The organism is Levilactobacillus paucivorans (assembly GCF_001437125.1).
Classification (GTDB): Bacteria; Bacillota; Bacilli; order Lactobacillales; family Lactobacillaceae; genus Levilactobacillus; species Levilactobacillus paucivorans.
Genome location: NZ_JQCA01000020.1, coordinates 57,431 through 81,758 on the forward strand (window position 1 = coordinate 57,431; position 24,328 = coordinate 81,758).

Sequence of the window (24,328 nt, forward strand, 5' to 3'; positions counted from 1 at the left end):
TTATTAAGTTAATGCGGCAAAACGGTTAAATCGCTGACCCGTGACTATCACTAGTGGCGGGAATATGATAGAATTATTGTCAGAATACAATAGGAGGAAACACAATGGCGGACGTAAAGTATAAACGGATTATGCTGAAGCTCAGTGGTGAGGCTTTAGCCGGTGACAAGGGCTTTGGTATTAATCCGCCGGTAATTAAAACCGTAGCAGAAGAGGTTAAGAGTGTCTATGAGTTGGGCATTCAGATCGCTATTGTGGTAGGTGGCGGTAACATGTGGCGTGGCGTCTCCGGAGAACAAATGGGGATGGAACGGGCCCAAGCCGATTACATCGGCATGTTAGCAACCATCATGAACGCTTTAGCGCTCCAGGATAATTTGGAATCAATTGGGGTGCCAACCCGAGTTCAAACTTCTATTGAGATGCGGCAGATTGCGGAACCCTACATTTGGCGTAAGGCAATTCGTCATCTCGAAAAGGAACGCGTCGTTATCTTTGCTGGGGGTACGGGTTCACCATACTTCTCAACCGATACGACGGCCGCACTGCGGGCAGCGGAAATTAATGCCGACGCCATCCTCATGGCTAAGAACGGTGTTGACGGGATTTACTCCGCCGACCCGAAGAAGGACCCGGATGCAGTTAAATTTGACCAGTTGACGCAATTGGACATTATTAACAAGGGTCTCCACGTGATGGATACGACGGCTAGTTCGCTTTCGATGGATAATGATATTCCGTTTGTCGTCTTCAATCTCAATGAGAGTGGCAACATTCGCAAGGTGGTTGAGGGAGAGAACATCGGAACTACAGTAAGGGGTAAATAGACATGGCAGATCAGATCATTACAGATGCACAGGATCGTATGAAAAAGGCAGAGGAAGCACTCAAGCGTGAATTGGGAACAATTCGGGCCGGTCGGGCCAACGCCAGCATTTTAAACCGTGTGATGGTGCAATACTATGGGGTGGATACGCCACTGAACCAAGTGGCATCCATCACTATTCCAGAACCACGGATCTTGATGGTAACGCCGTACGACAAGTCCGCTCTCGAAGATGTTGAGAAGGGGATCTTGGAATCCGACGTTGGGATCACGCCAGCTAATGATGGGAGCGCTCTGCGGTTAGTGATTCCACAACTGACTGAGGAACGGCGTAAGGAATTAGCTAAGCAAGTGAAGGCTACCGCCGAACAAGGTAAGGTTGCCGTTCGTAACGTTCGTCGTGACGCCATGGATGACGTCAAGAAGGGCCACAAGAACGGGGACTACACCGACGACGACCTGCACAACATGGAAGACCAAGTTCAAAAGGTGACGGATAAGGCCATCAAGGGCATTGACGCCATCTCAGCGGACAAGGAAAAGGAAATCTTAACAGACTAGACTAACCCTTTTGGGGAAGGAGCGTTTTATTATGGCAGAAGAGAATCAAAATAACCAAGACGACATCGAAATCACCCCCGGTTCTAAGGAATTCGGGAAAATGGTCTTTCGGTTAAACAACGCGGTCAATGCTGAAAACGTGTCAATCTTAAACTACAATGGTGCGGAACTTGAAGAAATTCAAGAAGGGGTATATGCTCAACCCGCCTTTGTTAGCGATGATTTCAACTTGTTCTTCGTCGTTACCCAACTGATTGGCGACGACTGGATCGTGGCCTTCTCTAAGGCAACCATCGAACACGGTAACGAAATTACCGACTTGTCTGACCCAATGCCAACTGGTGAAGGTCTGAACCTGTTGGGACAGGTCAGTGCCGATGATGCCAACAACCTTCTGAGCTACTTCGGAACGTTGGCTGACGCTAAGCGCGGTGACTGGCGGTTAATCGAATAGCGCGAAACCTTAAAGTTTTCGCTCAATTTGAGAGCTGGGATAGTTTCCCGGCTCTTTTTTTGTTATGATGAGAGGTTGTAAAGACTTAATGGAGGTGCGCTGTGTTTTCATTTTTAAATAAAGATCAGGCGACGGGCGAAGTCACGGAACGGCAATTGGATGAAACCAACATTCCCGCCCACATCGCCATTATCATGGATGGCAACGGTCGGTGGGCCCAACAACGTCATTTACCACGGATCGCTGGTCACAAACAAGGTATGAATACGGTCAAAACGGTGGCAAAGGCTGCCAGTCACTTGGGTGTCAAGGTCCTCACGTTATATGCCTTTTCAACGGAGAACTGGTCGCGGCCTTCAACGGAAGTGAACTATCTGATGAAGTTGCCGGTTGATTTCTTTAGCACATTTGTCCCCGAACTCATCAAGAATAATATTCGCGTCAAGGTGATGGGCTACGTGGATCAACTGCCTAAGGCGACGCAAAAGGCGGTGCAAGATGCCGTTGCCGATACCGCTGACTGTACGGGGATGGTGCTGAACTTTGCCCTCAACTACGGCGGTCGCGCGGAAATTATTACCGCGGTGCAAGCCCTGGCTAAACGCGTTCAGGCGGGTGATCTGGCTCCCGAGGCTATCGATGAAGCCCAGATGGACCGCGAACTCATGACGGGTGACCTGGGTGACCTGGCCGATCCCGATCTGATGATTCGAACCAGTGGGGAGCAACGCCTCTCTAATTTCATGCTGTGGGAGGCTGCCTACAGTGAGTTTGTCTTCGTCCAAGAACATTGGCCAGACTTTGACCAAGCAGCCCTAGAATCGGCAATCTATACTTATCAGCAACGTCATCGCCGCTTTGGCGGTCTGGAAACGACGGAACAAAAATAACGACATTGAGGAGCATGTAGAATGAAACAACGGGTTATTACGGCGGTTGTCGCCTTAATTATATTTATCCCCATCATCATTGCGGGGGGTATCTGGGTGGATGTGGCCGGCTTCGTCTTAGGTTTAGTGGCCTTATCGGAAGTCCTGATCATGCGTAAGAAGCTTTTGGTGAGCCCAGAAGCCTTTATCTCTGGTTTAGGTATCTTAGCAGTCATCGCCCCCATGGGTTGGTGGCAGGATCTGCCTCACTTTCTCGATCCCTGGTACATTGTTTACTTATTTGTCCTGCTATTATTGATGCGGACGGTGGTTTCTCGTAACCGGTTCTCGTTCGACGATGCTGGGGTGATTACGCTGAGCATGCTGTACATCGGGATTGGGTTCCACTTCTTTATTGCCGCACGGGATGTCAGTCTAGTGGCCCTGCTATACGCGTTGTTCATTGTCTGGACGACGGATTCCGGTGCCTACATGATTGGCCGAAAATTAGGGAAGCACAAGCTCGCCCCACATATCAGTCCGAACAAGACCTGGGAGGGCTCCATTGGGGGCTCACTGGTGGCCACGATTGTTGGGAGTGTCTTCTGGTATTTCTTCCCTACGGGTCATTTCAGTCTGGGCGTCATGATTCTTTTAACCCTGGTCTTCTCGATCGTAGGTCAGTTCGGGGATCTCGTGGAATCGGCTCTCAAGCGGTACTACGGCGTCAAGGATTCCGGCAAGATCCTACCGGGACACGGTGGGATTCTCGACCGGTTTGATAGTCTACTGTTGGTTCTGCCCGTGATTCATCTCTTCGGACTGATCTAACGACCGCAAGTCACTTGCACCACGACTATTGCTTACGGTATGCTAGACAGCAGAAAAAAGTAAGCGAAGCCAACAGGAGAAGGGACGACAGCTGTGATTACAACCATTATTACCTTTATTATCGTGTTTGGAATTTTGGTCATCGTGCACGAATTCGGGCACTTTTACTTTGCCAAACGCGGTGGGATTCTGGTCCGTGAGTTCTCAATCGGAATGGGTCCCAAACTCTTCTATCATCGGGGTAAAGACGGAACCACGTATACGGTGCGGTTACTGCCAGTCGGCGGATACGTCCGCATGGCCGGTGCCGAAGATGATGAGGAAGAACTCCAACCCGGAACGCCGGTGAGTCTCTACCTTGGTAAGAACGATCTGGTTGAACGGATTAACACCTCCAAGAAGTCGAGTCTCTTCAACGGGATTCCCTTAGAGGTCACCGCGACCGATCTCGAGGATGAATTGTGGATCGAAGGTTACGAAAACGGGGATGAATCCGCCGTTAAGCGTTATCCGGTTGCCCATGAAGCCACGATCATTGAGAGTGATGGGACCGAACTTCAGATTGCGCCTAAGGACGTTCAGTTTCAGTCAGCCTCACTGGGTCGGCGGTTAATGACCAATTTTGCCGGACCCATGAATAATATTTTCCTGGCCATTGTGACCTTCATGTTGATGTCCTTTGTTCAGGGTGGGGTTGCCATGGGAACCAACCAGGTTCAAGTGGCAAGTTCACCGGTCTCCGTCGCCAAGAAGGCGGGCCTGAAGACCAACGACAAGATTCTCACAGTCAATGGCAAGACGACCAAGGACTGGACGGCGTTGAGTACGGCGATCCAGCCGCGGGCTAACAAGAAGACCACTTTGACCATTCAACGTGGTCAGAGTAAGAAGACCCTAACGCTGACGCCAGAGGGCCAGAAGTCCAATGGCAAGACGGTCGGCATGATCGGCATCACGCAGGCCCAGAATAAGCACATTGGGGCCATCCTAGCGTCTGGATTTACCCAGACCTGGTCGATGACCAAAGCGTTGTTTGGCGCCCTGTGGAACATGGTTTCCGGTCACTTCAGCCTAAATGATTTAGGTGGACCCGTGGCCATCTTTGCCACGACCTCTCAAGCCACTAAATTTGGTCTAGTGGGAATCCTGAATTTCCTGGCCTTTCTGTCAATTAACCTGGCAATTGTCAATTTACTGCCAATTCCGGCCCTCGATGGTGGTAAAATATTATTGAACTTTATTGAAGCCATCCGGCGCAAACCACTCTCAGAAAATGTTGAGGCGGGAATTACGCTGGTGGGGGTCGCATTCCTGGTCTTACTGATGCTATTGGTTACTTGGAATGATATCGAGCGCTACTTTATTCACTAAAGATTTAACGTTGTAACGAGAAGGGAATACAAGACGATGAAACAATCTAAACTATTGATTCCAACCCTAAAGGAGGTGCCGAATGACGCCGAAGCCCTGAGCCATCAGATGATGTTGCGGGCCGGTTACATTCGGCAGGTCACGGCGGGGATGTACGCCTACCTACCATTGGCCTACCGGGTCTTAACCAATATTGAAAAAATTATCCGTGAGGAAATGGAAAAGATCGACGCCGTTGAAATGTTGATGCCAGCCGTTCTGCCAGCCTCACTGTGGCAAGAATCTGGCCGTTACGAAACGTACGGTCCCAACTTATTTAAGTTTAAGAACCGCCACGACAGTGACTTTATCTTGGCCCCAACGCATGAAGAAACCTTCACGATGTTGGTCAGAGATGCCATCAAGTCTTACAAGAAATTACCACTGGTCATGTACCAAATCCAACCCAAGTATCGTGACGAAGACCGCCCACGTTACGGCCTTTTACGGGGACGGGAATTCATCATGAAGGATGCTTACTCCTTCTCAATCGACGATGAAGACCTCGACCGCATCTATGACCAAATGGAAACGGCTTACGAAAACATCTTCAACCGGATCGGTTTGAACTACCGGGCCATCGTTGGGGATGGTGGTGCCATGGGCGGGAGTGACTCCAAAGAGTTCTCTGCTATTGCGCCCGTTGGGGAAGACACGATCGTCTACTCCGATTCTTCCGACTACGCTGCTAACCTTGAAATGGCACGGAGCCTCTTCATCAGTAAGAAGTCCCATGCGCCATTGGCCGAACTCAAGAAGATTGCGACACCAGGGGCTCACAGCATTGATGAGGTTGCCACGTTGCTCGATGTTCAACCAAACACCCTGGTTAAGAGTATGTTATACGTTGCCGATAAGGAACAACCAGTGATGGTCTTGGTTCGTGGGGATCACGAAGTTAACGAGACCAAGCTGAAGAACTACTTGAACGCTGACTTCTTGGACCCAGCAACGCCAGAACAAGCGCAACACTTCTTAGGGGCCAACTTTGGTTCCCTGGGTCCCGTAGGTGTCGGTGAGGACGTTAAGATCCTGGCCGACCAATACGTGGGTGACATGGTTAACGTGGTGGTTGGTGCCGATGAGGATGGCTACCACTACGTGAACGCTAACGCCGACCGTGACTTCCGGGTGGATGCTTACGCCGACTTGCGGGCTGTTCAACCTGGTGACTTGTCACCAGATGGTGCCGGGGTCTTGAAGTTTACCAAGGGAATTGAAATCGGGCATATCTTTAAGTTAGGGACCCGTTACTCCGATTCATTGGGGGCCACGGTCCTCGACGCCAATGGTCGACAGAAGCCAGTTGTCATGGGCTCCTACGGAATCGGGGTCAGCCGGTTGCTGTCCGCTGTTGCCGAACAACAAGCTGATGAGAATGGGCTGGTTTGGCCACGGAACATTGCGCCGTTTGATATTCACTTGATTCCGGTTAACTTGAAGAAGGCCGACCAAGCCGATCTGACCGAAGAACTGGACCAACAGCTGACCGCTGCGGGTTACCGGGTCCTGACCGATGACCGTAAGGAACGTCCTGGGGTGAAGTTTGCCGATTCCGATCTGATGGGGATCCCTGTGCGGATTACCATTGGGAAGAAGGCTGGCGAAGGCATCGTTGAAATTAAGATTCGTAAGACTGGTGAAACAGTCGAAGTCATCAAGGATGAAGTTGCTAGCACCGTTGAAATTCTCTTCAAGGATATTGATTAATAACTAAAACGACAGGCGTCAATTGACGTCTGTGACCGAATCCAAGGGGGCTGGGACAATTGTCCTGGCTCCTTTTTAGACAGGATGAAAGGAGTTCGCTTGTGGACGAAGATCGCCATGCATTATTCGAAAAATTATTACAACAACTGGACTTGGCTGGTGAAGCCGTGCAGCCTTACTTTGCCACGGCCAGTATTGACCGTCTGACGGTGCACGAACAGTCCCGTCGGTGGCAATTCTATCTCAAGTTCGACCAGTTACTTCCGTTCACGGCATTCGTTGATTTTCAGAATCATTTGCAGGTGGCGTTTCGTGACATTGCCACCGTCGATGCGACTTTTCTGGTCGACCAACCGGAACTCACCAACCGCGTGTTGGGAGATTACTGGGAGTGGGTCGTTAAAAATAGTCAGCTTACCGGGAGCTTGGTTCAGGAACTCTGCCAATCGCAGGTGCCGCAACTTGATCCCGATGGCCGCGTGTTGCTATACGCTCAAAATGAAGTCGTTAAGAACTTTCTCAGTAATCAGGCCTTAGGGCCGCTCGAGGCTACTTACCGACAAGTCGGCTTCCCGAAATTTAACATTCAGGTGAAGGTCGACGAGTCCAAGTCACAGGCCAAGATCGAAGAATTTAAGGCCCGACAAGAGAAGACCGATGTCCAGTTGGCCCAACAGGCCGCCGCGGCCATCGAGAAGGCCAATCAGAAGCGTCAGAGTCAAGGCGACGTTGTAGCTGCCAGCGGACCGACTCAAATTGGGAAGGCCATCAAGGGGGATCAACCGATCACCCGGATGGTGGATATCACCCAAGAAGAACGTTCTGTCGTGGTCGAAGGTTACGTCTTCGACAAGGAAGTGCGTAAACTCCGTTCTGGTCGGCAACTCTTGACGTTGAAGATTACCGATTACACCTCGTCAATTGTGGTCAAGAAGTTCTCCCGGGGGGCCGAAGATGAGGCCCAATTTGCTGGTGTCGATGAAGGCGCCTGGGTAAAGGTTCGCGGGAGCGTCCAAGAGGATAGCTACATGCGTGACCTGGCCTTAAATGCCTATGATATCAACGAAGTGAAGCATGCGACGCGCCAAGACACGGCACCCGCCGATGAGAAGCGCGTGGAACTCCACTTACACACGTCCATGAGTCAGATGGATGCCACCAATCCGATTGGCGATTACGTCAGTCGGGCCAAAAAGTGGGGGATGCCGGCCATGGCCATTACGGACCATGCCGACGTCCAAGGCTTCCCCGCAGCCTTTAATGCTGGGACCAAGGCCGGGATTAAGATGCTCTATGGGGTTGAAGCCAACCTGGTAGACGATGGGGTCCCAATCGGTTATAACAGTGCGCACGTGCCGTTAGACGGCGCAACCTATGTCGTCTTTGACGTGGAAACCACGGGACTCTCTGCCATTTATGACAAGGTGATCGAACTTTCCGCGGTGAAGATGGAGCATAAGAATGTCATCGCTCAGTTCGAAGAGTTTATCGATCCGGGATTCCCCCTGTCAGAACAGACGACCAACCTGACCAGTATCACGGATGATATGGTGGCTGGATCCAAGTCTGAAGAAGAGGTCTTCAAACTCTTCCGCGAATTCTGTGGGGACGCCATCATCGTTGGTCATAACGTAACTTTCGATGTGGGGTTCATGAATACCGGATATCAGCGTCACGGGATGCCGGAAATTCCCAATCCCATCATTGATACGTTGACGTTGGCCCGTTTCCTCTACCCGACGTTGAAGAGTTACCGGTTGAACACGTTGGCCAAGCGCTTCCACGTCAGCCTGGAGCACCATCACCGGGCCGTCTACGATGCCGAGTCCACCGGTCATCTGAATTATCTCTTCTTGAAGGATGCCGAGGACCGCTATGACATCCAGTACCACGACCAGCTCAACGATCACATGACGGACAACGATGCCTATAAGCACGCGCGTCCCAGCCATGCGATTCTGATTGCCAAGACGCAAGACGGGTTGAAGAATATGTTCCGTCTGGTGTCCGCCTCTAACGTGGATTACTTCTACCGGGTTCCACGGGTGCCGCGGAGTCTGTTAGACAAGTACCGCGATGGCATTATTGTCGGATCCGCTTGTTCATCGGGTGAAGTGTTCACGGCCATGATGCAAAAGGGTCAGGTCGAAGCCGCCGCCAAGGCTAAGTATTACGACTACCTGGAGGTTCAACCTAAGGCCGCCTACCAGCCGCTGATTGATTCGGGCTTGATTGCCGATGAGGCGAATCTCGAAGAAATTGTCAAAAACATGGTGAAGTTGGGGCATGACCTCAATAAGCCAGTGGTGGCCACGGGGGATGTCCATTACCTTGATCCCGAAGATTACATTTATCGTAAAATTTTAATTCACTCACAAGGTGGGGCGAACCCGCTGAATCGGCAGGAATTACCGGATGCTCATTTCATGTCAACCAACGAGATGTTGGACGACTTTGCCTATCTGGGAGCCGAGACCGCTAAGGAAATCGTGGTGACCAACACCCAGAAGATTGCCAACGACGTGGATGAGGTTCACCCGTTGAAAGACAAGCTTTACACGCCGCGGATGGAAGGGGCCGAAGATGAAATTCGGCAACGGACCATGGATACCGCGCACGCGTGGTATGGCGATCCCCTTCCTGAGGTGGTGCAACACCGGGTCGACCGGGAATTAAAGTCGATCATTGGGAACGGGTTCTCCGTGATTTACCTGATTGCGCAACGACTGGTAGCCAAGTCCAATAAGGACGGGTACTTGGTTGGGTCCCGGGGGTCCGTTGGATCCAGTGTCGTGGCGACGTTCACCGGGATTACTGAAGTGAACCCGTTGCCGCCACACTACCGTTGCCCCAACTGTCAGTATTCACACTTCTATACCAAGGGTGAATACAGCTCAGGGTACGATTTACCAGAAAAGAACTGTCCCAAGTGTGGGACGTTGATGATCGGGGATGGCCACAATATCCCATTCGAAACCTTCTTAGGTTTCAAGGGGAACAAGGTGCCCGATATCGATTTGAACTTCTCTGGGGACTATCAACCCATTGCCCACAACTACACCAAGGTATTGTTCGGGGAAAAGAATGTTTATCGGGCCGGAACTATCGGTACCGTGGCCGACAAGACCGGTTATGGGTACGTCAAGGCCTACGAACGTGACACCGAACAGACCTTCAGGGGAGCCGAGATTGACCGTCTAGCCAAGGGTGTGACCGGAGTTAAACGCAACACCGGGCAACATCCCGCGGGGATTATCGTTGTGCCAGACTATATGGATATCTACGACTTTACGCCGATCCAGTATCCGGCCGACGACCAGAACGCGGCTTGGCAAACGACCCACTTCGATTTCCATTCGATTCACGATAACATTTTGAAGATCGATATCCTGGGGCATGATGATCCCACGATGATCCGGACCCTACAAGATTTGTCTGGGGTTGATCCGCAGACGATTCCAATGGATGATCCGGGTGTCATGGCGTTGTTCTCCGGGACCGATTCGCTCGGCGTTACCCCTGAGCAGATTCAGTCCAAGACGGGGACGTTGGGTGTGCCAGAATTCGGGACGCGGTTTGTTCGCGGTATGCTGGAAGAAACCCATCCACAAAATTACTCGCAACTCCTACAAATTTCTGGACTGTCTCACGGGACCGACGTGTGGTTGGGGAATGCCGAAGAACTGATTAAGAACGGCACCGCCACCATCGCCAACGTTATTGGTTGTCGGGATAACATCATGACCGACTTGATTAACTTCGGGTTGGACTCTGAGACTTCCTTCCAAGTCATGGAACATGTGCGGAAGGGGCGGGGGATTCCCGACGAATGGCAAGAGAAGATGAAGGCAACCGACTGTCCCGACTGGTACATTGATTCTTGTTTGAAGATCAAGTACATGTTCCCGCGAGCCCATGCCGCAGCCTACGTGCTGATGGCGCTCCGGGTAGCGTACTTCAAGGTCTACTTCCCAATCATTTACTACGCCGCTTACTTCTCCGTGCGGGCCGACGACTTCGACGTTGTCGCCATGTCACAAGGCAAGACGGCGGTAAAGGCTGCGATGAAGGCCATCAATGACCAGGGGATGGACGCCTCTACCAAGGATAAGAATCTCCTGACCGTGTTGGAACTCGCCAATGAAATGTTGGAACGGGGTTACAACTTCAAGATGATTGATCTGGAAAAGTCCGATGCTGCTGACTGGATTATCGATGGTGACACGCTGATTGCGCCATTCCAAGCCGCTCCTGGCTTGGGGTTGAACGTGGCCAAGCAGATCGTGGCCGCACGTAATGACCGGCCATTCATTTCCAAGGAAGACCTGGCCAAACGAGGCAAGGTTTCCAAGACCATCATTGACTTCATGACCGAGAACGGCGTTTTGACCGGGTTACCTGATGAAAATCAGCTCAGTTTATTCGACGATATGATGTAGACCTTCCCAACCCGCAAATAACCGGCTTAGACACCATGGTAACGCTTACAATACCCGTCAAGTGTGTTACAATGAAAGTGAGGAATAGAGAACTTTGATCACTTTAACGAAAGCGGGTGTTCACCATGCTCCGGCACTTTACGAGGTTACCAGATGGGTGGATTTTTCTGGCAGGTTATTGTCTGATTGGTTTGGGTTACATTCTGTGTGGACTAGTAGCTAGCGTCACGGCTGTCCCGTTTCTGACGGTCGTGGTGGGTTATTTCCTGATAGCGTTCGTGTTGACCGCCATTAAGGCTTTTAGTTTAAAGGAAATGGCACTGAATCGACTTAATTTATTGGTATTTGAATTTATCACGATTGTGGGATTTGTGATCCTGCTGGTAACGGAGTTTTAGTCACCAGCGGATCGGTTGCAATCCCGCGGCATGTGTAGTAAAGTAATGGTTGTAGTTAAACTCGTTTTTAAATGAGTGAGCAGTTTATGCTCACTCTTTTTAATGGAAAAATGTAGGAGGCGGAATTCTTTGAGTACTGTCGTCGAGAGTGTGACGGCCCTAGCCCAGCCAATTGTGGCGCATCATCAGTTTGAATTAGTTGACGTGGAGTTTGTCAAAGAAGGTAAGAGCTGGTACCTACTGGTCTACATTGACAAGCCCGGAGGCATTAATATTGAGGAATGTGCAATGGTCAGTGATGAACTATCCGAGAAGCTGGATAGCTTGGATCCAGATCCAATTCCTCAGGCCTATTTTCTCGAAGTATCCTCTCCGGGTGCCGAGCGGCCATTGAAGAAGCCGGCCGATTTTGAACGGGCCGTGGGTGATTACATCCACGTTTCCCTGTATCAAAAGATTGGTCAGAGCAAGGTTTACGAGGGAACCTTGGAGAAATTAGAGGCAGAATCCCTAGACCTTAAGGTCAACCTCAAGGGACGCATCAAGACGTTAACCATTCCACGTGATGCGATTGCCCAAGCCCGGTTAGCTGTCAAGTTCTAACTTAATTAAGGAGCGAAACACAACATGAGTAAAGAATTATTGGGTGCCTTAGACGTCCTTGAGACGGAAAAAGGGATCGCAAAGTCAGTGGTTATCGACGCCTTAGAAGCAGCCTTAGTGTCTGCTTACAAGCGTAACTATGACCAAGCACAAAACGTTGAAGTCGAATTCGACCAGAAGAAGGGGAACATTCACGTCTTTGCTGTGAAGAAGGTCGTGGACCAAGTCTACGATTCCCGTTTGGAAGTCGGTTTGGATGAAGCCTTGGCCATCAACAAGGGTTACGAATTAGGCGATGACATCAAGTTTGAAGTGACGCCGAAGAACTTTGGCCGGATCGCGGCACAGACCGCCAAGCAAGTGATCTTGCAACGGGTCCGTGAAGCTGAACGGAACATCATCTTCGATCAATACAGCCAATACGAAAATGAAATCGTAACGGGTGAAGTTGAACGTCAGGACTCGCGTTTCGTTTATGTGAGCCTGGGTAAGGTCGAAGCCGTCATGGGTCGTCAAGACCAGATGCCTAACGAAACCTACCGGATTCACGACCGTATCAAGGTTTACGTGACCCGCGTGGAAAATGCCACCAAGGGTCCCCAGGTCTTCGTTAGCCGGACCCACGCCGATTTATTGAAGCGTTTGTTCGAAGAAGAAGTGCCTGAAATCTATGATGGGACCGTTGAAATCATGGCGATTGCCCGTGAAGCCGGCGACAGAGCCAAGGTTGCCGTTCGTTCGAACAACCCTGACATCGACCCCGTCGGAACCAGTGTTGGCCCTCGTGGACAACGGGTTCAGACGATCGTTAACGAACTCGGTGGCGAAAACATGGATATCGTTGAATGGACCGATGACGAGGCTAAGTTCATTGCGAACGCCTTGAACCCAGCCGAAGTGCTCGACGTCATCTTTGACCCGAACAACGAACGGGCTTGTGAAGTTATCGTGCCCGACTATCAATTGTCATTAGCGATCGGTAAGCGTGGGCAAAATGCCCGGTTAGCCGCTAAGTTGACAGGTTACAAGATTGATATCAAATCAGAATCCGAAGCGTCTGCTATAATGGAAGCTGATCAGGAAACGACTGCTGATGCAACTCCCGCTGACGAAGAAGCCACGGCGGCTGCAGACCAAGAAGCACCGGTTGCTGACAGTGAAGATGTTGCATCTGATGTGACACCAGCCGACGATGCAACCCCGTCAGACGCCCCTGAAGACGCCAGCGACGATTCAACGACGGCAGAATAATACCCATCTCAAGGAGGTTTGGGGCTTATGAAACAACGTAAGGTTCCGTTACGCAAAGACATTGTAACGGGAGAAATGGCACCCAAGAAGCAGTTGGTTCGTGTGGTTCGCAACCAACAGCAAGAGGTCAGCATTGACCCAACCGGGAAGCAATCCGGCCGTGGGGCCTACATCGCCTTAGATGTTGCCGTTGCAAAACGGGCTAAGGCGGAACGGACTTTTGACCACGTGTTTGACGTTAAGATCGATGACCAGTTCTATGACGATTTGATCGCTTACGTTGACCACCAACAAGCACGACGAGAATTATTCGATCATGACTAATTCCGAGCGTGCCTTACAACTCTTAGGTTTGGTTCGGCGGGCAGGTAAGCTGACCACCGGCGAAACCTTTGTCTTGGCCGCAGTGCGTGATGGCTCAGCCAAATTGGTCTTACTCGCGAGTGATGCGGGTCAGAGTAGCCAAAAACAATTTCGCGACAAGACCACGAGTTACGATGTTCCATTAAACGAAGACTTTACGAAAGACCAGTTGAGCACGGCCATTGGGTCAGCGCGCACGGTCATCGCAATTACAGATCCGGGATTCGTCCGGAAGTTACAAACATTACTTGCTAAGTAGCCGCCTGACGTTCTCGTGATCGACAGAAATTAAAGGAGTGTGAAGATATGGGGAAAAAGCGAATTTATGAACTCGCCAAAGAAATTAATGTCTCCAGTAAACAAATCATTGCGAAGGCCGAAGAAAAAGGCTTTCCGGTGAAAAACCACATGTCAACGCTCGGCGAGAACGAAGAACGTCAGCTACGGGCTGCTTTTTCTAAGAAGCAGCCAGTGGCATCCCAAGCTAAGCCTGCTAAGACCCAAGCCGCACGACCAGCGCAACATCGGTCGACGACTGGGGCCGCTAAGCCAGCAAACAAGACGAGCCAAAATGGCAAGTCAGCGGGACAAAGCCACGGCCAAGCCAACGCCTCTCACCAGGCCAATGGCAACAGTCGTCCGAAGTCACAGACGACCAGCCAACGGTCCGGTCAGAACAAGCCGCAAGGTCAGCAACACAATACTAATAAAAATAACAGCCAGTCTGGAAGTCACCGTCAAGAGCAACACAATTCCGGCACCGGCAGATTTGGTGGAAGTTTGAATAATAATACGAATAATAGTAATGGACGCCGTTCCAGCAACAGCCGCGGCGGCCGTAATAACCGCAACAACCGGAACAATAACCGGCGGCGGAACAACAATAACCGTTACAAGAAGAACCAACGGATTAAAGATGTGAACCAACACAAGGGTGCACCAGAACGTAAGAACAAGGCATTGCCAGATGTTCTGGTATACTCCGATGGGATGAACGCCCAAGACCTGGCCAAGATCTTACACCGTTCATCTGCTGAAATCGTCAAGAAGTTATTCATGTTGGGCGTTATGGTTAACCAAAACCAATCCCTCGACAAGGATACGATTGAAATCTTGGCTGACGACTACGGTATCGAAGCCCAAGAAAAGGTTCAAGTTGACGTGACCGATATCGACAAGTTCTTCGATGCCGAAATGGCTAACACGGACCACTTGGCGCCACGGGCACCAGTTGTCACGATCATGGGACACGTTGACCATGGTAAGACCACATTATTGGACCACTTACGTCACTCCCACATCACGGCTGGTGAAGCCGGTGGGATCACGCAAGCCATCGGGGCTTACCAAGTCCACTACAACGATAAGACCATCACGTTCTTGGATACCCCAGGACATGCGGCCTTTACCGAAATGCGGGCCCGTGGTGCTGAAATCACCGATATCACCGTGCTGGTGGTTGCCGCCGATGATGGTGTCATGCCACAAACTATCGAAGCCATTCACCATGCGAAGGCTGCCGGCACACCAATTATCGTTGCTGTTAACAAGATCGATAAGCCAGGTGCTAACCCGAACCACGTGATGGAACAGTTGACGGAATACGAATTGATTCCTGAAGACTGGGGTGGCGATACCATCTTCGTTGAGATCTCAGCGAAGTTTGGGAAGAACATCGATGAATTACTCGACATGATCTTGCTCCAAGCTGAAGTGCTGGAATTAAAGGCTAACCCAGAACAAAATGGGGCCGGTTCTGTTATCGAAGCACGTTTGGACCAAGGTAAGGGTTCCGTTGCCACCTTGCTGGTGCAACAAGGGACCTTACACGTTGGGGACCCAATCGTGGTTGGGAACACCTTCGGGCGTGTCCGGACCATGGTTAACGAACGGGGTCGTCGTATCAAGGACGCCGTTCCAGCAACGCCAGTGGAAATTACTGGGTTGAGCGATGTGCCAGAAGCCGGGGACCGTTTCGTGGTCTTCGACGACGAAAAGACGGCCAGAGCTGCCGGTGAAGAACGGGCTAAGGAAGCCTTGATTCAAGACCGGAAGAACACCAGCCACGTCACGTTGGACAACCTCTTCGACTCCCTCAAGGAAGGCGAAATGAAGGAAGTTGACGTGATCATCAAGGCCGATGTTCAAGGTTCCGTTGAAGCCTTGGCAGGTAGCTTGAAGAAGATCGAAGTTTCCGGTGTGCGGGTAAATATCATTCACTCCGCCGTTGGGGCCATTAACGAAAGTGATGTGACCTTGGCCGAAGCCTCAGACGCGATCATCATCGGGTTCAACGTTCGTCCTACGCCACAAGCACGTTCACAGGCTGATTCCGACAAGGTTGATATTCGCTTGCACAATGTCATTTACAATGCCATCGATGAGATCGAAACGGCTATGAAGGGTCTGCTTGAACCAACGTACAAGGAAGAAGTTATTGGTCAAGTTGAAGTTCGTCAAATCTACCATGCATCCAAGGTCGGCACGATCGTTGGTGGGATGGTTACGGATGGTAAGGTAACGTCCGACAGTGACGTCCGGTTAATCCGTGACGGCGTTGTGATTTACGAAGGTAAGCTGGGCTCCCTCAAGCGGTTCAAGGATGACGCTAAGGAAGTTAAGCAAGGCTTTGAATTAGGATTAACGATTGAGAACTACAATGACGTTAAGGTGGACGATGTGATCGAAGCCTACGTGATGAAGGAAGTTCCTGTTAAATAAAAATCGGAGGCAAACAGTCATGGCACAATATCGAGTTGGCCGGTTGGAACAAGAAATCCAACGGGAAGTTACGGATATTTTACTAAAACGTGTTCGCGACCCACGGGTTGATGGCGTCACCGTTACCGGTGTCGAAGTTACCGGTGATTTACAACAGGCGACGATTTACTACAGTATTTTATCGGACAAGGCTTCTTCCGCCGAAAAGACGGCAGAGGGCTTGAAGAAGGCTACGGGACTGATTCGTTCCGAACTTGGTTCGCGGCTGAGCATCTACAAGACGCCGGAATTAACGTTCGAACAAGACGCATCTGTTCGTTACGGTAGTCGGATCGATGAATTGCTTAATGATCTCCACCACCAAGAAAAGTAACACGGGTTGTAGAGAACAGGAAGGCGTTGGTCCAATTGGGCCAACGCCTTTTTTTGCCCCAAATGATAGCGTTGAAATGGAGGAAGACATTATGAATGGCATTATTCCCCTGTATAAAGAACGAGGACTCACAAGCTTTGACTGTGTGGCAAAGTTACGCCACATCCTGCATACCAAGAAGGTGGGGCACAGCGGGACGCTGGACCCGAGCGTAGATGGGGTCCTTCCCATCTGCATCGGTAGTGCGACGAAGGTGGTTCCCTACCTCATGGGTTCTGGGAAAATTTATCGTGGCACCTTAACCCTGGGTCTGGCCACGACGACCGAAGACTTAGATGGGGACGTGATCGACCGGCAACCATTGACCACAGCTTTTACGGCTGACCAATTGATTCAGGCCGCCGCAGCCTTGACGGGCACCATTCAACAGACACCACCGATGTACTCCGCGGTTAAGGTCAATGGCCGTAAGCTCTACGAGTATGCCCGCGCGGGTGAGACGGTGGAACGGCCGACGCGGACGATTACGGTTACCCGTTTTGACCTCACCACGCCCGGTGACTTCGATGCCGAACAGGGGACCCAGACCGTCGCATTTGAGATTGCTTGTTCCAAAGGAACCTACGTGCGCACCTTAGCCGTTGACTTGGGTCGCCAGTTAGGGGTCCCAGCCGTCATGGCCTCACTCACTCGGATCAAGAGCGGCGGGTTCACCCTGGACCAAGCCGTTACCTTGGACGAGGTGGCCGCTGCGATGGCCGCTGAGGACTTGTCACCAATCTTACGGCCGATTGACTACGCCTTGACCCAGTACCCGCACGTGGCTCTCTCAGAGCGTCTGTGGGGATTGGTCAAGAACGGGGTGTTCCTCGATCAGGCTCAAGTTGGCAGTACCGAACCAATCGTGGCCCTGAGTTATGCGGGGGCAACGAAATGTCTGTATCAATTTTTACCCGAAAAGCAGCAATATAAACCACTCAAAATGTTTGCAGTGGACTAAGATTTTTGGAAAGAGGTGTCAAACATGGAAATTATTCGGATTCACCATCCACTGGACCCACGCCAAATTCCGGCAGATCCCGTGGTACTTGCGATGGGGTTCTTTGATGGCTTGCATCGTGGACACCAAGCCGTAATTCGGCGGGCCAAGGCCTTGGCCCAAGAACGACACGTCAAGCTGGCGGTCCTGACCTACGACCATCATCCAGCGATCGTCTACCGGGCCTTAACCGGGGATGACCAGAAGTACCTCAGTCCCACCGACCGGAAGCTTAATCAGCTGGACCGGATGGGCGTTGACCGCGTCTTCCTGGTTAACTATACTGGGGAATTTTCGGCACAATCGCCGCAGGCCTTTGTCGACAACTACCTGGTGGCCTTTCACACGGTCGTGGCTGTAGCCGGCTTTGACCACACTTACGGCAAAAAGGACGTGGCCACGATGGCCCGTCTGCCACAATACGCGCAAGGGCGTTTTGAGGTTGAAACGGTGTCTGAACAAGACAGTGAAGCCGATAAGATTAGCTCAACGCGAATTCGCACGGCCATGAAGCAGGGGCAGATTGACGAGGTGAATGACCTCCTCGGTTACCTCTATCGGACGACAGGCACGGTGGTCCATGGCGAGGCCCGAGGCCGAACCATTGGGTTTCCAACAGCAAACATCCTGACGCCTAACGACGAATGGTTACCCGGGATCGGGGTCTACACGGCGCGGCTCAAGGTCGGAGCCATCTGGTATCCCGGCATGATGTCCGTGGGGCATAACGATACCTTTGGAGATAACCGTCCCGTGACCGTCGAAATGAATCTGCTTGATTTTCAAGGCAACCTCTATGGGGAACCCGTGGAAATTGAGTGGCATCATCGTTTGCGCGGGCAAGTTAAGTTTGCCGGAGCCGATGAGCTGGTCACCCAACTGAAAAAAGACGAGGTCGACACCCGCGCGTATTTTGCCCAAGTTGCGGCCGAATAAAGTGAAATTAGCACTTGATCCTACTGATTGCTAAAAATCCTACCAGATTTCTTGACTTCAAAACCTGGTTTTGCTACATTATATATGTGTCTTAGCACTTGATTAGTTTGAGTGCTAAAAAAGGGGTGATTGTGATGCTTTCAGAAAGACAAATGATGATTCTGCGAGCCGTTGTCCGCGACTTCACTAACACCGGCGTGCCGGTGGGGTCCAAGACATTAGCCAAGCAGTTACCCATCCACGTAAGCTCGGCGACAATTCGTAATGAGCTGGCGGCGTTGGAGGAGCAGGGACTCATCGAGAAGACCCACTCTTCTTCCGGCCGGATTCCTTCTGGCGAAGGTTACCGGTACTACGTTGACCACTTGGTCAAGCCAGACCCGTTGCGGCCAAACGATATGGACGTGATTCAGTCCTCATTGGGCGGTGATTTCCATAAGATTGACGAAATCATTTCACAATCTGCGACGATCCTGTCAAATCTGACGAGTTACACGGCATTTACGCTGAAGCCGGAACTTAAGGATAGCCGCTTGAGTGGCTTCCGTTTAATCCCATTGGGTAAGCGGCAAGTCATGGCCATTCTGGTTACCGACAGCGGTGATGTTGAGAATCAGACGTTTGACGTCAACGAGAAGGTTACCGGTGAACAGCTGGAAGCCGTCGTGCGCTTAATCAACGACCAACTGGTGGGGTTAACCTTGCCAGAGGTCCTGAAGAAACTTCAGCAGGATATTCCGCTGAAGATCGCCAATTATCTCCAGAGTCCCGAGGGATTCCTCGATATCTTTGGCGACGTGCTCACCCGAGCCGCGCAAGAGCGCTTCTACGTCGGCGGTCGTTTGAACCTGTTGAACTTCTCACAGGACAGCGACGTCGATTCACTGAAGTCGCTGTACGCGATGCTCGACAAGACGGATGATATTGCCGATGTGCTGGGGCAACCCAGTGACAAGATTTCCGTCCGGATTGGGAATGAAATGACCAATGATGCGCTACGTAACTTCAGTTTGATTACCGCAACTTATGACGTTGACCAACATGGTAAAGGGATGATTGCCATCCTGGGGCCGACACGGATGCCTTATTCGCGGATGTTGGGAATTGTCGGGGCTTTTCGTGAAGAGCTCGCGAAAAAACTACTGGATTATTACCGGTTTTATGACGAGTAAAGAAAGGGAGGTTTTTTATCGTGGCTGACAAGCAACAACCGTCCACAGATGACCAAACCGCGGCAAAGGCCGCCAAGAAAGCAACGGATGCACCTAAGCAAGCAGAAGCCAAGGCTGTAAAGCCTAAGCCAAAACTCGTTGCCAGTGCCGAAGAAGTCGCCAAGCTAAACAAGCGCGCCGATGACTTCGAAGACAAGTACCTGCGCGCCGAGGCTGAAGTGCAAAACGTTCAGGCACGTTTCCAAAAGGAACAGGCAACGTTAATCAAGTATGACGGGCAACAGCTCGCCAAAGATATCTTGCCGGTGATTGATAACTTGGAACGTGCCTTGGCCGTTGAAGCCAGCGATGAGGCCGGTGAACAGCTGAAGAATGGTGTCCAGATGACCTATGATCATTTGGAAGATGCTTTGAAGCGAAACCACGTCACCGAAATTGCCGCACTCGGCCAGAAGTTTGACCCAACGCAACATAAAGCGGTTCAATCGGTTCCGGTTGAAAAAGGTCAAACGGCCGATACGGTGGTCAATGTGCTCCAAAAGGGCTACCAGTTAAAAGACCGGGTTCTCCGGCCCGCCATGGTTGTCGTGGCACAATAAATTTACAAACAAAAAACTAAAAAAGAGGGAATTTTTGATGGCAAGTAACAAGATTATCGGGATTGACTTAGGGACGACCAACTCAGCCGTTGCCGTTCTTGAAGGTAGTACCCCTAAGATTATCGCAAATAAGGAAGGCGCTCGGACGACGCCATCCGTTGTCGCATTTAAAGATGGCGAAACTCAAGTTGGTGAAGTTGCCAAGCGCCAAGCCATCACGAACCCCAACACCATTTCATCTATCAAGAGTCACATGGGTGAAGCAGGGTACAAGGTTTCCGTTGATGGGAAGGATTACACCCCACAACAGATTTCTGCGATGATTTTACAACACTTGAAGTCTTTCGCTGAAGACTACATTGGTGACACGGTTGACAAGGCCGTTATCACGGTGCCAGCTTACTTCAACGATGCGCAACGTCAAGCGACTAAGGATGCCGGTAAGATTGCTGGCTTAAACGTTGAACGGATCATTAACGAACCTACGGCTGCTGCCCTGGCTTATGGTCTGGACAAGCAAGACAAGGACGAAAAGATCATGGTCTACGACCTTGGTGGTGGGACCTTTGATGTTTCCGTACTGGACTTAGGTGACGGTGTCTTCGACGTTCTCTCAACGAATGGTGACACGCACTTAGGTGGGGATGACTTCGATAAGAAGATCATGGACTGGTTAATTGACGACTTCAAGCAAGAAAATGGCGTCGACTTATCCAAGGACAAGATGGCCTTACAACGTTTGAAGGATGCCGCTGAAAAGGCTAAGAAGGACCTCTCTGGGGTTACTGAAGCCCAAATCAGCTTGCCATTTATCTCTGCCGGCGACAATGGTCCACTGCACTTGCAGAAGTCATTGAGCCGGGCTAAGTTCAACGAATTGACCGCCGACCTGGTTGAAAAGACTCGGATCCCAGTTGAAAATGCGTTGAAGGATGCTGACTTGAAGGCTGGCGACATTGACGTTGTGATCTTAAACGGTGGGTCCACTCGGATTCCAGCTGTTCAAGAAGCCGTTGAAAAGTGGACGGGTAAGGAATCTAACCACTCCATCAACCCTGATGAAGCTGTTGCCTTAGGTGCCGCTGTTCAAGGTGGGGTCATCACCGGTGATGTTAAGGACGTTGTGTTACTTGATGTCACGCCATTGTCCTTAGGTATCGAAACCATGGGTGGGGTCTTCACGAAGTTGATTGACCGTAATACCACGATTCCTACCAGCAAGTCACAAGTCTTCTCAACCGCTGCTGATAACCAACCAGCCGTTGATATCCACGTCTTACAAGGTGAACGGCCAATGGCTGCTGACAACAAGACGTTGGGTAACTTCCAACTTGCCGACATTCCAGCCGCACCACGTGGTGTTCCTCAAATCCAAGTAACGTTCGATATCGATAAGAACGGTATTGTTAACGTTTCTGCTAAGGATATGGGAACCAACAAGGAACAAAAGATTACCATCAAGAGTTCCGGTGGTTTATCCGACGAAGAAATTGATAAGATGATGAAGGAAGCTAAGGAAAACGAAGCTGCCGACAAGAAGCGTAAGGAAGAAGTCGACACCAAGAACGAAGTCGACCAATTACTCTTCCAGACCGATAAGACGTTGAAGGACGTTAAGGGCAAGGTTTCAGATGATGAAATCAAGAAGGCCGAAGACGCTCGCGATGCCTTAAAGAAGGCCCAAGAAGCCAACAACTTGGACGACATGAAGACCAAGAAGGATGACCTGACTAAGATTATCCAGGACCTCTCCGTCAAGTTGTACCAACAAGCCCAACAAGCACAAGGTGACGCTGCCGGCGCCGGCCAAGCTGCGGGTGCTGATGGTGCCAAGACCGATAGTAAAGACGGCGACACTGTCGACGGTGACTTCCACGAAGTTCACGACGACGATGACCAAGACAAGAAGTAAGGTCAGCGGTTAAGTTGTCAATAATCGGGCAAAAAGTCAGAGTCCGCTGGGCTTTGGCTTTTTGTTTCGAGTATGCTATTCTTACTAGTAGCGAAAAATTTCGGAATTGATTGGGAGGAAAACGATGGCGCAAACGGACTTTTATGGCGTATTAGGTGTCTCCAAGGATGCCAGCCAAGATGAAATTAAGAAGGCCTATCGCAAGTTATCAAAGAAGTATCATCCAGACTTAAACAAGGCCCCGGATGCGGCGGACAAGTTTAAGGAAGTTCAGGATGCTTACGACGTTTTAGGCGATAAGGACAAACGAGCTAACTACGATCAGTACGGTTCTGCCGACGGTCCCCAAGGCTTTGGGGGCTTCGGTGGCGGCGACGCTGGTGGTTTCGGCGGCTTCGGTGGTGGCGCCGGTGACTTTAGTGACATCTTTAGCCAAATGTTTGGCGGCGGTGCCCAACGGAATCCCAACGCGCCTCGTCCGGGTCGTGACCTGCAGTACCAGATGGACTTGAAGTTTGAAGAAGCCATCTTTGGGAAGAAGACCAAGATCAAGTACACGCGTGAGGCCCAATGTCACACCTGTGGCGGTAACGGGGCCAAGCCTGGCACGTCACCTGAGACTTGTCACCAATGTGGCGGTTCCGGTTACGTGACGACGGAGACCAACACGCCATTAGGGCGGATGCGTCGCCAACAACCATGTCCTGTTTGTCATGGGACGGGTCAAGAAATCAAGGAAAAGTGCCCAACCTGTGGTGGATCCGGTCATGAAGAAGAAAAGCACGAAGTTGAAGTCACCATTCCAGCCGGAGTGGATGATGGTCAACAAATGCGGTTACAAGGTCAAGGTGAAGCCGGTCAAAACGGCGGCCCTTATGGGGATCTCTTCATTATCTTTGAAGTGACGCCTAGCAAGGACTTCCGGCGCGATGGTACCGAAATCTTCTTCAACCAACCAATTTCCTTCGTCCAAGCGGCGATGGGTGACGATGTGACGGTGAAGACCGTTCACGGGGATGTGAAGTTGAAGATTCCTGCTGGAACGCAGGGCGGCACCATCTTCCGTCTACGCGGCAAGGGGGCACCTCGCCTGCGTGGTAATGGCAATGGTGATGAACACGTCACGATCAAAGTCTTAACCCCTAAGAACTTAAATAAGGGGCAACGGGACGCCTTACGTGACTTTGCTAAGGCTAGTGGCGAGAGTGTCTCCGGCTCGGGCAAAGGTAACTTATTTAACAAAATGAGAGATAAATTTAATGAGAATTAGTTGTGGGGGCAACCTGCTCAAATAGCTAATCTATCAAGGCCGCTGAAGGTTTTCAGCGGCTTTTTTTGTGCCCCGCTAACTACATCAAAAATTATGAAAGAAAAAGAAAGTGTTAAGCTTGAGTAGTGTTGATTGCAATCCGGTTTTGGCAATGCTAATCTCAAAACATAAGGAACGTGGCTGGGGCCACGGAATTCCTCCCTACACAGCATGAATTCGTCGGGGAAAAGATAGGTTGTGTAGGTGCGAACGGAAGCTGATTTGGGGGACGAATCAATCAGCAGAACCTGGGGGTGAATTTCATGAGAGCAAAGTGGCTAGCGTTTTGGCATCAGCCAGTGGTCGCCTTTATTGGCTGGACAGCGTTTTACTTTGTTATTTTGATGGTACTAGTTTATTTATATGGATACAGTGGGTTAAATAATTCCACGTTTATCTATAACGAATTCTAATCGTTGGGGGTCAACCGACAAGATTAGACGTAAATTCTATTGGGGGGGATATAGAATGATTGAAAATATGATTGCAACTATTGAGGCTCTTTGTCAAATGGTGTTGAAGGATAGTTTCTATCCTTTGGAGATCTCCTCG

Annotated in this window: 21 protein-coding genes; all 21 read left to right on the top strand. The window is 50.8% G+C overall.

The window, feature by feature from the left end:
- Window positions 1-104: 104 nt before the first annotated feature.
- Entirely contained in the window at window positions 105-827 is a 723-nt protein-coding gene (gene pyrH, locus IV54_RS01190) for a UMP kinase (protein WP_057877572.1), read from the top strand.
- A gap of 2 nt (window positions 828-829) precedes the next feature.
- Window positions 830-1,387, top strand: a complete 558-nt coding sequence (gene frr / locus IV54_RS01195) for a ribosome recycling factor (protein ID WP_057877573.1) — start codon at window positions 830-832, stop codon at window positions 1,385-1,387.
- A 31-nt stretch (window positions 1,388-1,418) separates the two neighbouring features.
- Complete coding sequence (locus tag IV54_RS01200; RefSeq protein ID WP_057877574.1) at window positions 1,419-1,841, top strand: hypothetical protein; 423 nt, start codon at window positions 1,419-1,421, stop codon at window positions 1,839-1,841.
- A 101-nt stretch (window positions 1,842-1,942) separates the two neighbouring features.
- A complete protein-coding gene (locus IV54_RS01205) occupies window positions 1,943-2,731 on the top strand; it encodes an isoprenyl transferase (protein ID WP_057877575.1) in 789 nt (262 codons plus the stop codon).
- A 21-nt stretch (window positions 2,732-2,752) separates the two neighbouring features.
- Complete coding sequence (locus IV54_RS01210) at window positions 2,753-3,541, top strand: phosphatidate cytidylyltransferase (protein WP_057877576.1); 789 nt, start codon at window positions 2,753-2,755, stop codon at window positions 3,539-3,541.
- A 93-nt stretch (window positions 3,542-3,634) separates the two neighbouring features.
- On the top strand, window positions 3,635-4,912 hold the full coding sequence (gene rseP / locus IV54_RS01215) for an RIP metalloprotease RseP (protein ID WP_057877577.1): 1,278 nt from the start codon (window positions 3,635-3,637) through the stop codon (window positions 4,910-4,912).
- Between the two features lie 36 nt (window positions 4,913-4,948).
- Window positions 4,949-6,661 carry a proline--tRNA ligase gene (locus tag IV54_RS01220; RefSeq protein ID WP_057877578.1) on the top strand — a complete coding sequence of 571 codons (1,713 nt, stop codon included), beginning with the start codon at window positions 4,949-4,951 and terminating at the stop codon, window positions 6,659-6,661.
- A 101-nt stretch (window positions 6,662-6,762) separates the two neighbouring features.
- Window positions 6,763-11,100 (top strand): PolC-type DNA polymerase III, encoded by a 4,338-nt coding sequence (locus tag IV54_RS01225; RefSeq protein ID WP_057877579.1) that lies wholly within the window; start codon window positions 6,763-6,765, stop codon window positions 11,098-11,100.
- 527 nt (window positions 11,101-11,627) lie between these two features.
- Complete coding sequence (rimP, locus tag IV54_RS01235) at window positions 11,628-12,101, top strand: ribosome maturation factor RimP (RefSeq protein WP_057877581.1); 474 nt, start codon at window positions 11,628-11,630, stop codon at window positions 12,099-12,101.
- Between the two features lie 24 nt (window positions 12,102-12,125).
- Entirely contained in the window at window positions 12,126-13,352 is a 1,227-nt protein-coding gene (nusA, locus tag IV54_RS01240; protein ID WP_057877582.1) for a transcription termination factor NusA, read from the top strand.
- Between the two features lie 27 nt (window positions 13,353-13,379).
- On the top strand, window positions 13,380-13,676 hold the full coding sequence (gene rnpM, locus IV54_RS01245; protein ID WP_057877583.1) for an RNase P modulator RnpM: 297 nt from the start codon (window positions 13,380-13,382) through the stop codon (window positions 13,674-13,676).
- Window positions 13,669-13,974: a L7Ae/L30e/S12e/Gadd45 family ribosomal protein gene (locus IV54_RS01250; RefSeq protein ID WP_057877584.1), complete on the top strand. Its 306-nt coding sequence runs from the start codon at window positions 13,669-13,671 to the stop codon at window positions 13,972-13,974. The genes rnpM and IV54_RS01250 overlap by 8 nt, the downstream gene beginning before the upstream one ends.
- Before the next feature lie 47 nt (window positions 13,975-14,021).
- A complete protein-coding gene (infB, locus tag IV54_RS01255) occupies window positions 14,022-16,436 on the top strand; it encodes a translation initiation factor IF-2 (protein ID WP_057877585.1) in 2,415 nt (804 codons plus the stop codon).
- A 19-nt stretch (window positions 16,437-16,455) separates the two neighbouring features.
- Window positions 16,456-16,809, top strand: coding sequence for a 30S ribosome-binding factor RbfA (gene rbfA / locus IV54_RS01260; RefSeq protein WP_057877586.1), 354 nt, complete (start codon window positions 16,456-16,458; stop codon window positions 16,807-16,809).
- A gap of 91 nt (window positions 16,810-16,900) precedes the next feature.
- Window positions 16,901-17,809 (top strand): tRNA pseudouridine(55) synthase TruB, encoded by a 909-nt coding sequence (gene truB, locus IV54_RS01265; RefSeq protein WP_057877587.1) that lies wholly within the window; start codon window positions 16,901-16,903, stop codon window positions 17,807-17,809.
- A gap of 24 nt (window positions 17,810-17,833) precedes the next feature.
- On the top strand, window positions 17,834-18,784 hold the full coding sequence (ribF, locus tag IV54_RS01270; RefSeq protein WP_057877588.1) for a riboflavin biosynthesis protein RibF: 951 nt from the start codon (window positions 17,834-17,836) through the stop codon (window positions 18,782-18,784).
- A 134-nt stretch (window positions 18,785-18,918) separates the two neighbouring features.
- Complete coding sequence (hrcA, locus tag IV54_RS01275) at window positions 18,919-19,956, top strand: heat-inducible transcriptional repressor HrcA (protein ID WP_057877589.1); 1,038 nt, start codon at window positions 18,919-18,921, stop codon at window positions 19,954-19,956.
- A gap of 20 nt (window positions 19,957-19,976) precedes the next feature.
- Window positions 19,977-20,555: a nucleotide exchange factor GrpE gene (grpE, locus tag IV54_RS01280; RefSeq protein ID WP_057877590.1), complete on the top strand. Its 579-nt coding sequence runs from the start codon at window positions 19,977-19,979 to the stop codon at window positions 20,553-20,555.
- Between the two features lie 37 nt (window positions 20,556-20,592).
- Window positions 20,593-22,467, top strand: a complete 1,875-nt coding sequence (gene dnaK, locus IV54_RS01285) for a molecular chaperone DnaK (RefSeq protein ID WP_057877591.1) — start codon at window positions 20,593-20,595, stop codon at window positions 22,465-22,467.
- A 124-nt stretch (window positions 22,468-22,591) separates the two neighbouring features.
- Entirely contained in the window at window positions 22,592-23,737 is a 1,146-nt protein-coding gene (gene dnaJ / locus IV54_RS01290; RefSeq protein WP_057877592.1) for a molecular chaperone DnaJ, read from the top strand.
- Between the two features lie 302 nt (window positions 23,738-24,039).
- A complete protein-coding gene (locus tag IV54_RS01295; protein WP_057877593.1) occupies window positions 24,040-24,189 on the top strand; it encodes a teichoic acid D-Ala incorporation-associated protein DltX in 150 nt (49 codons plus the stop codon).
- The last annotated feature ends 139 nt before the right edge of the window (window positions 24,190-24,328 follow it).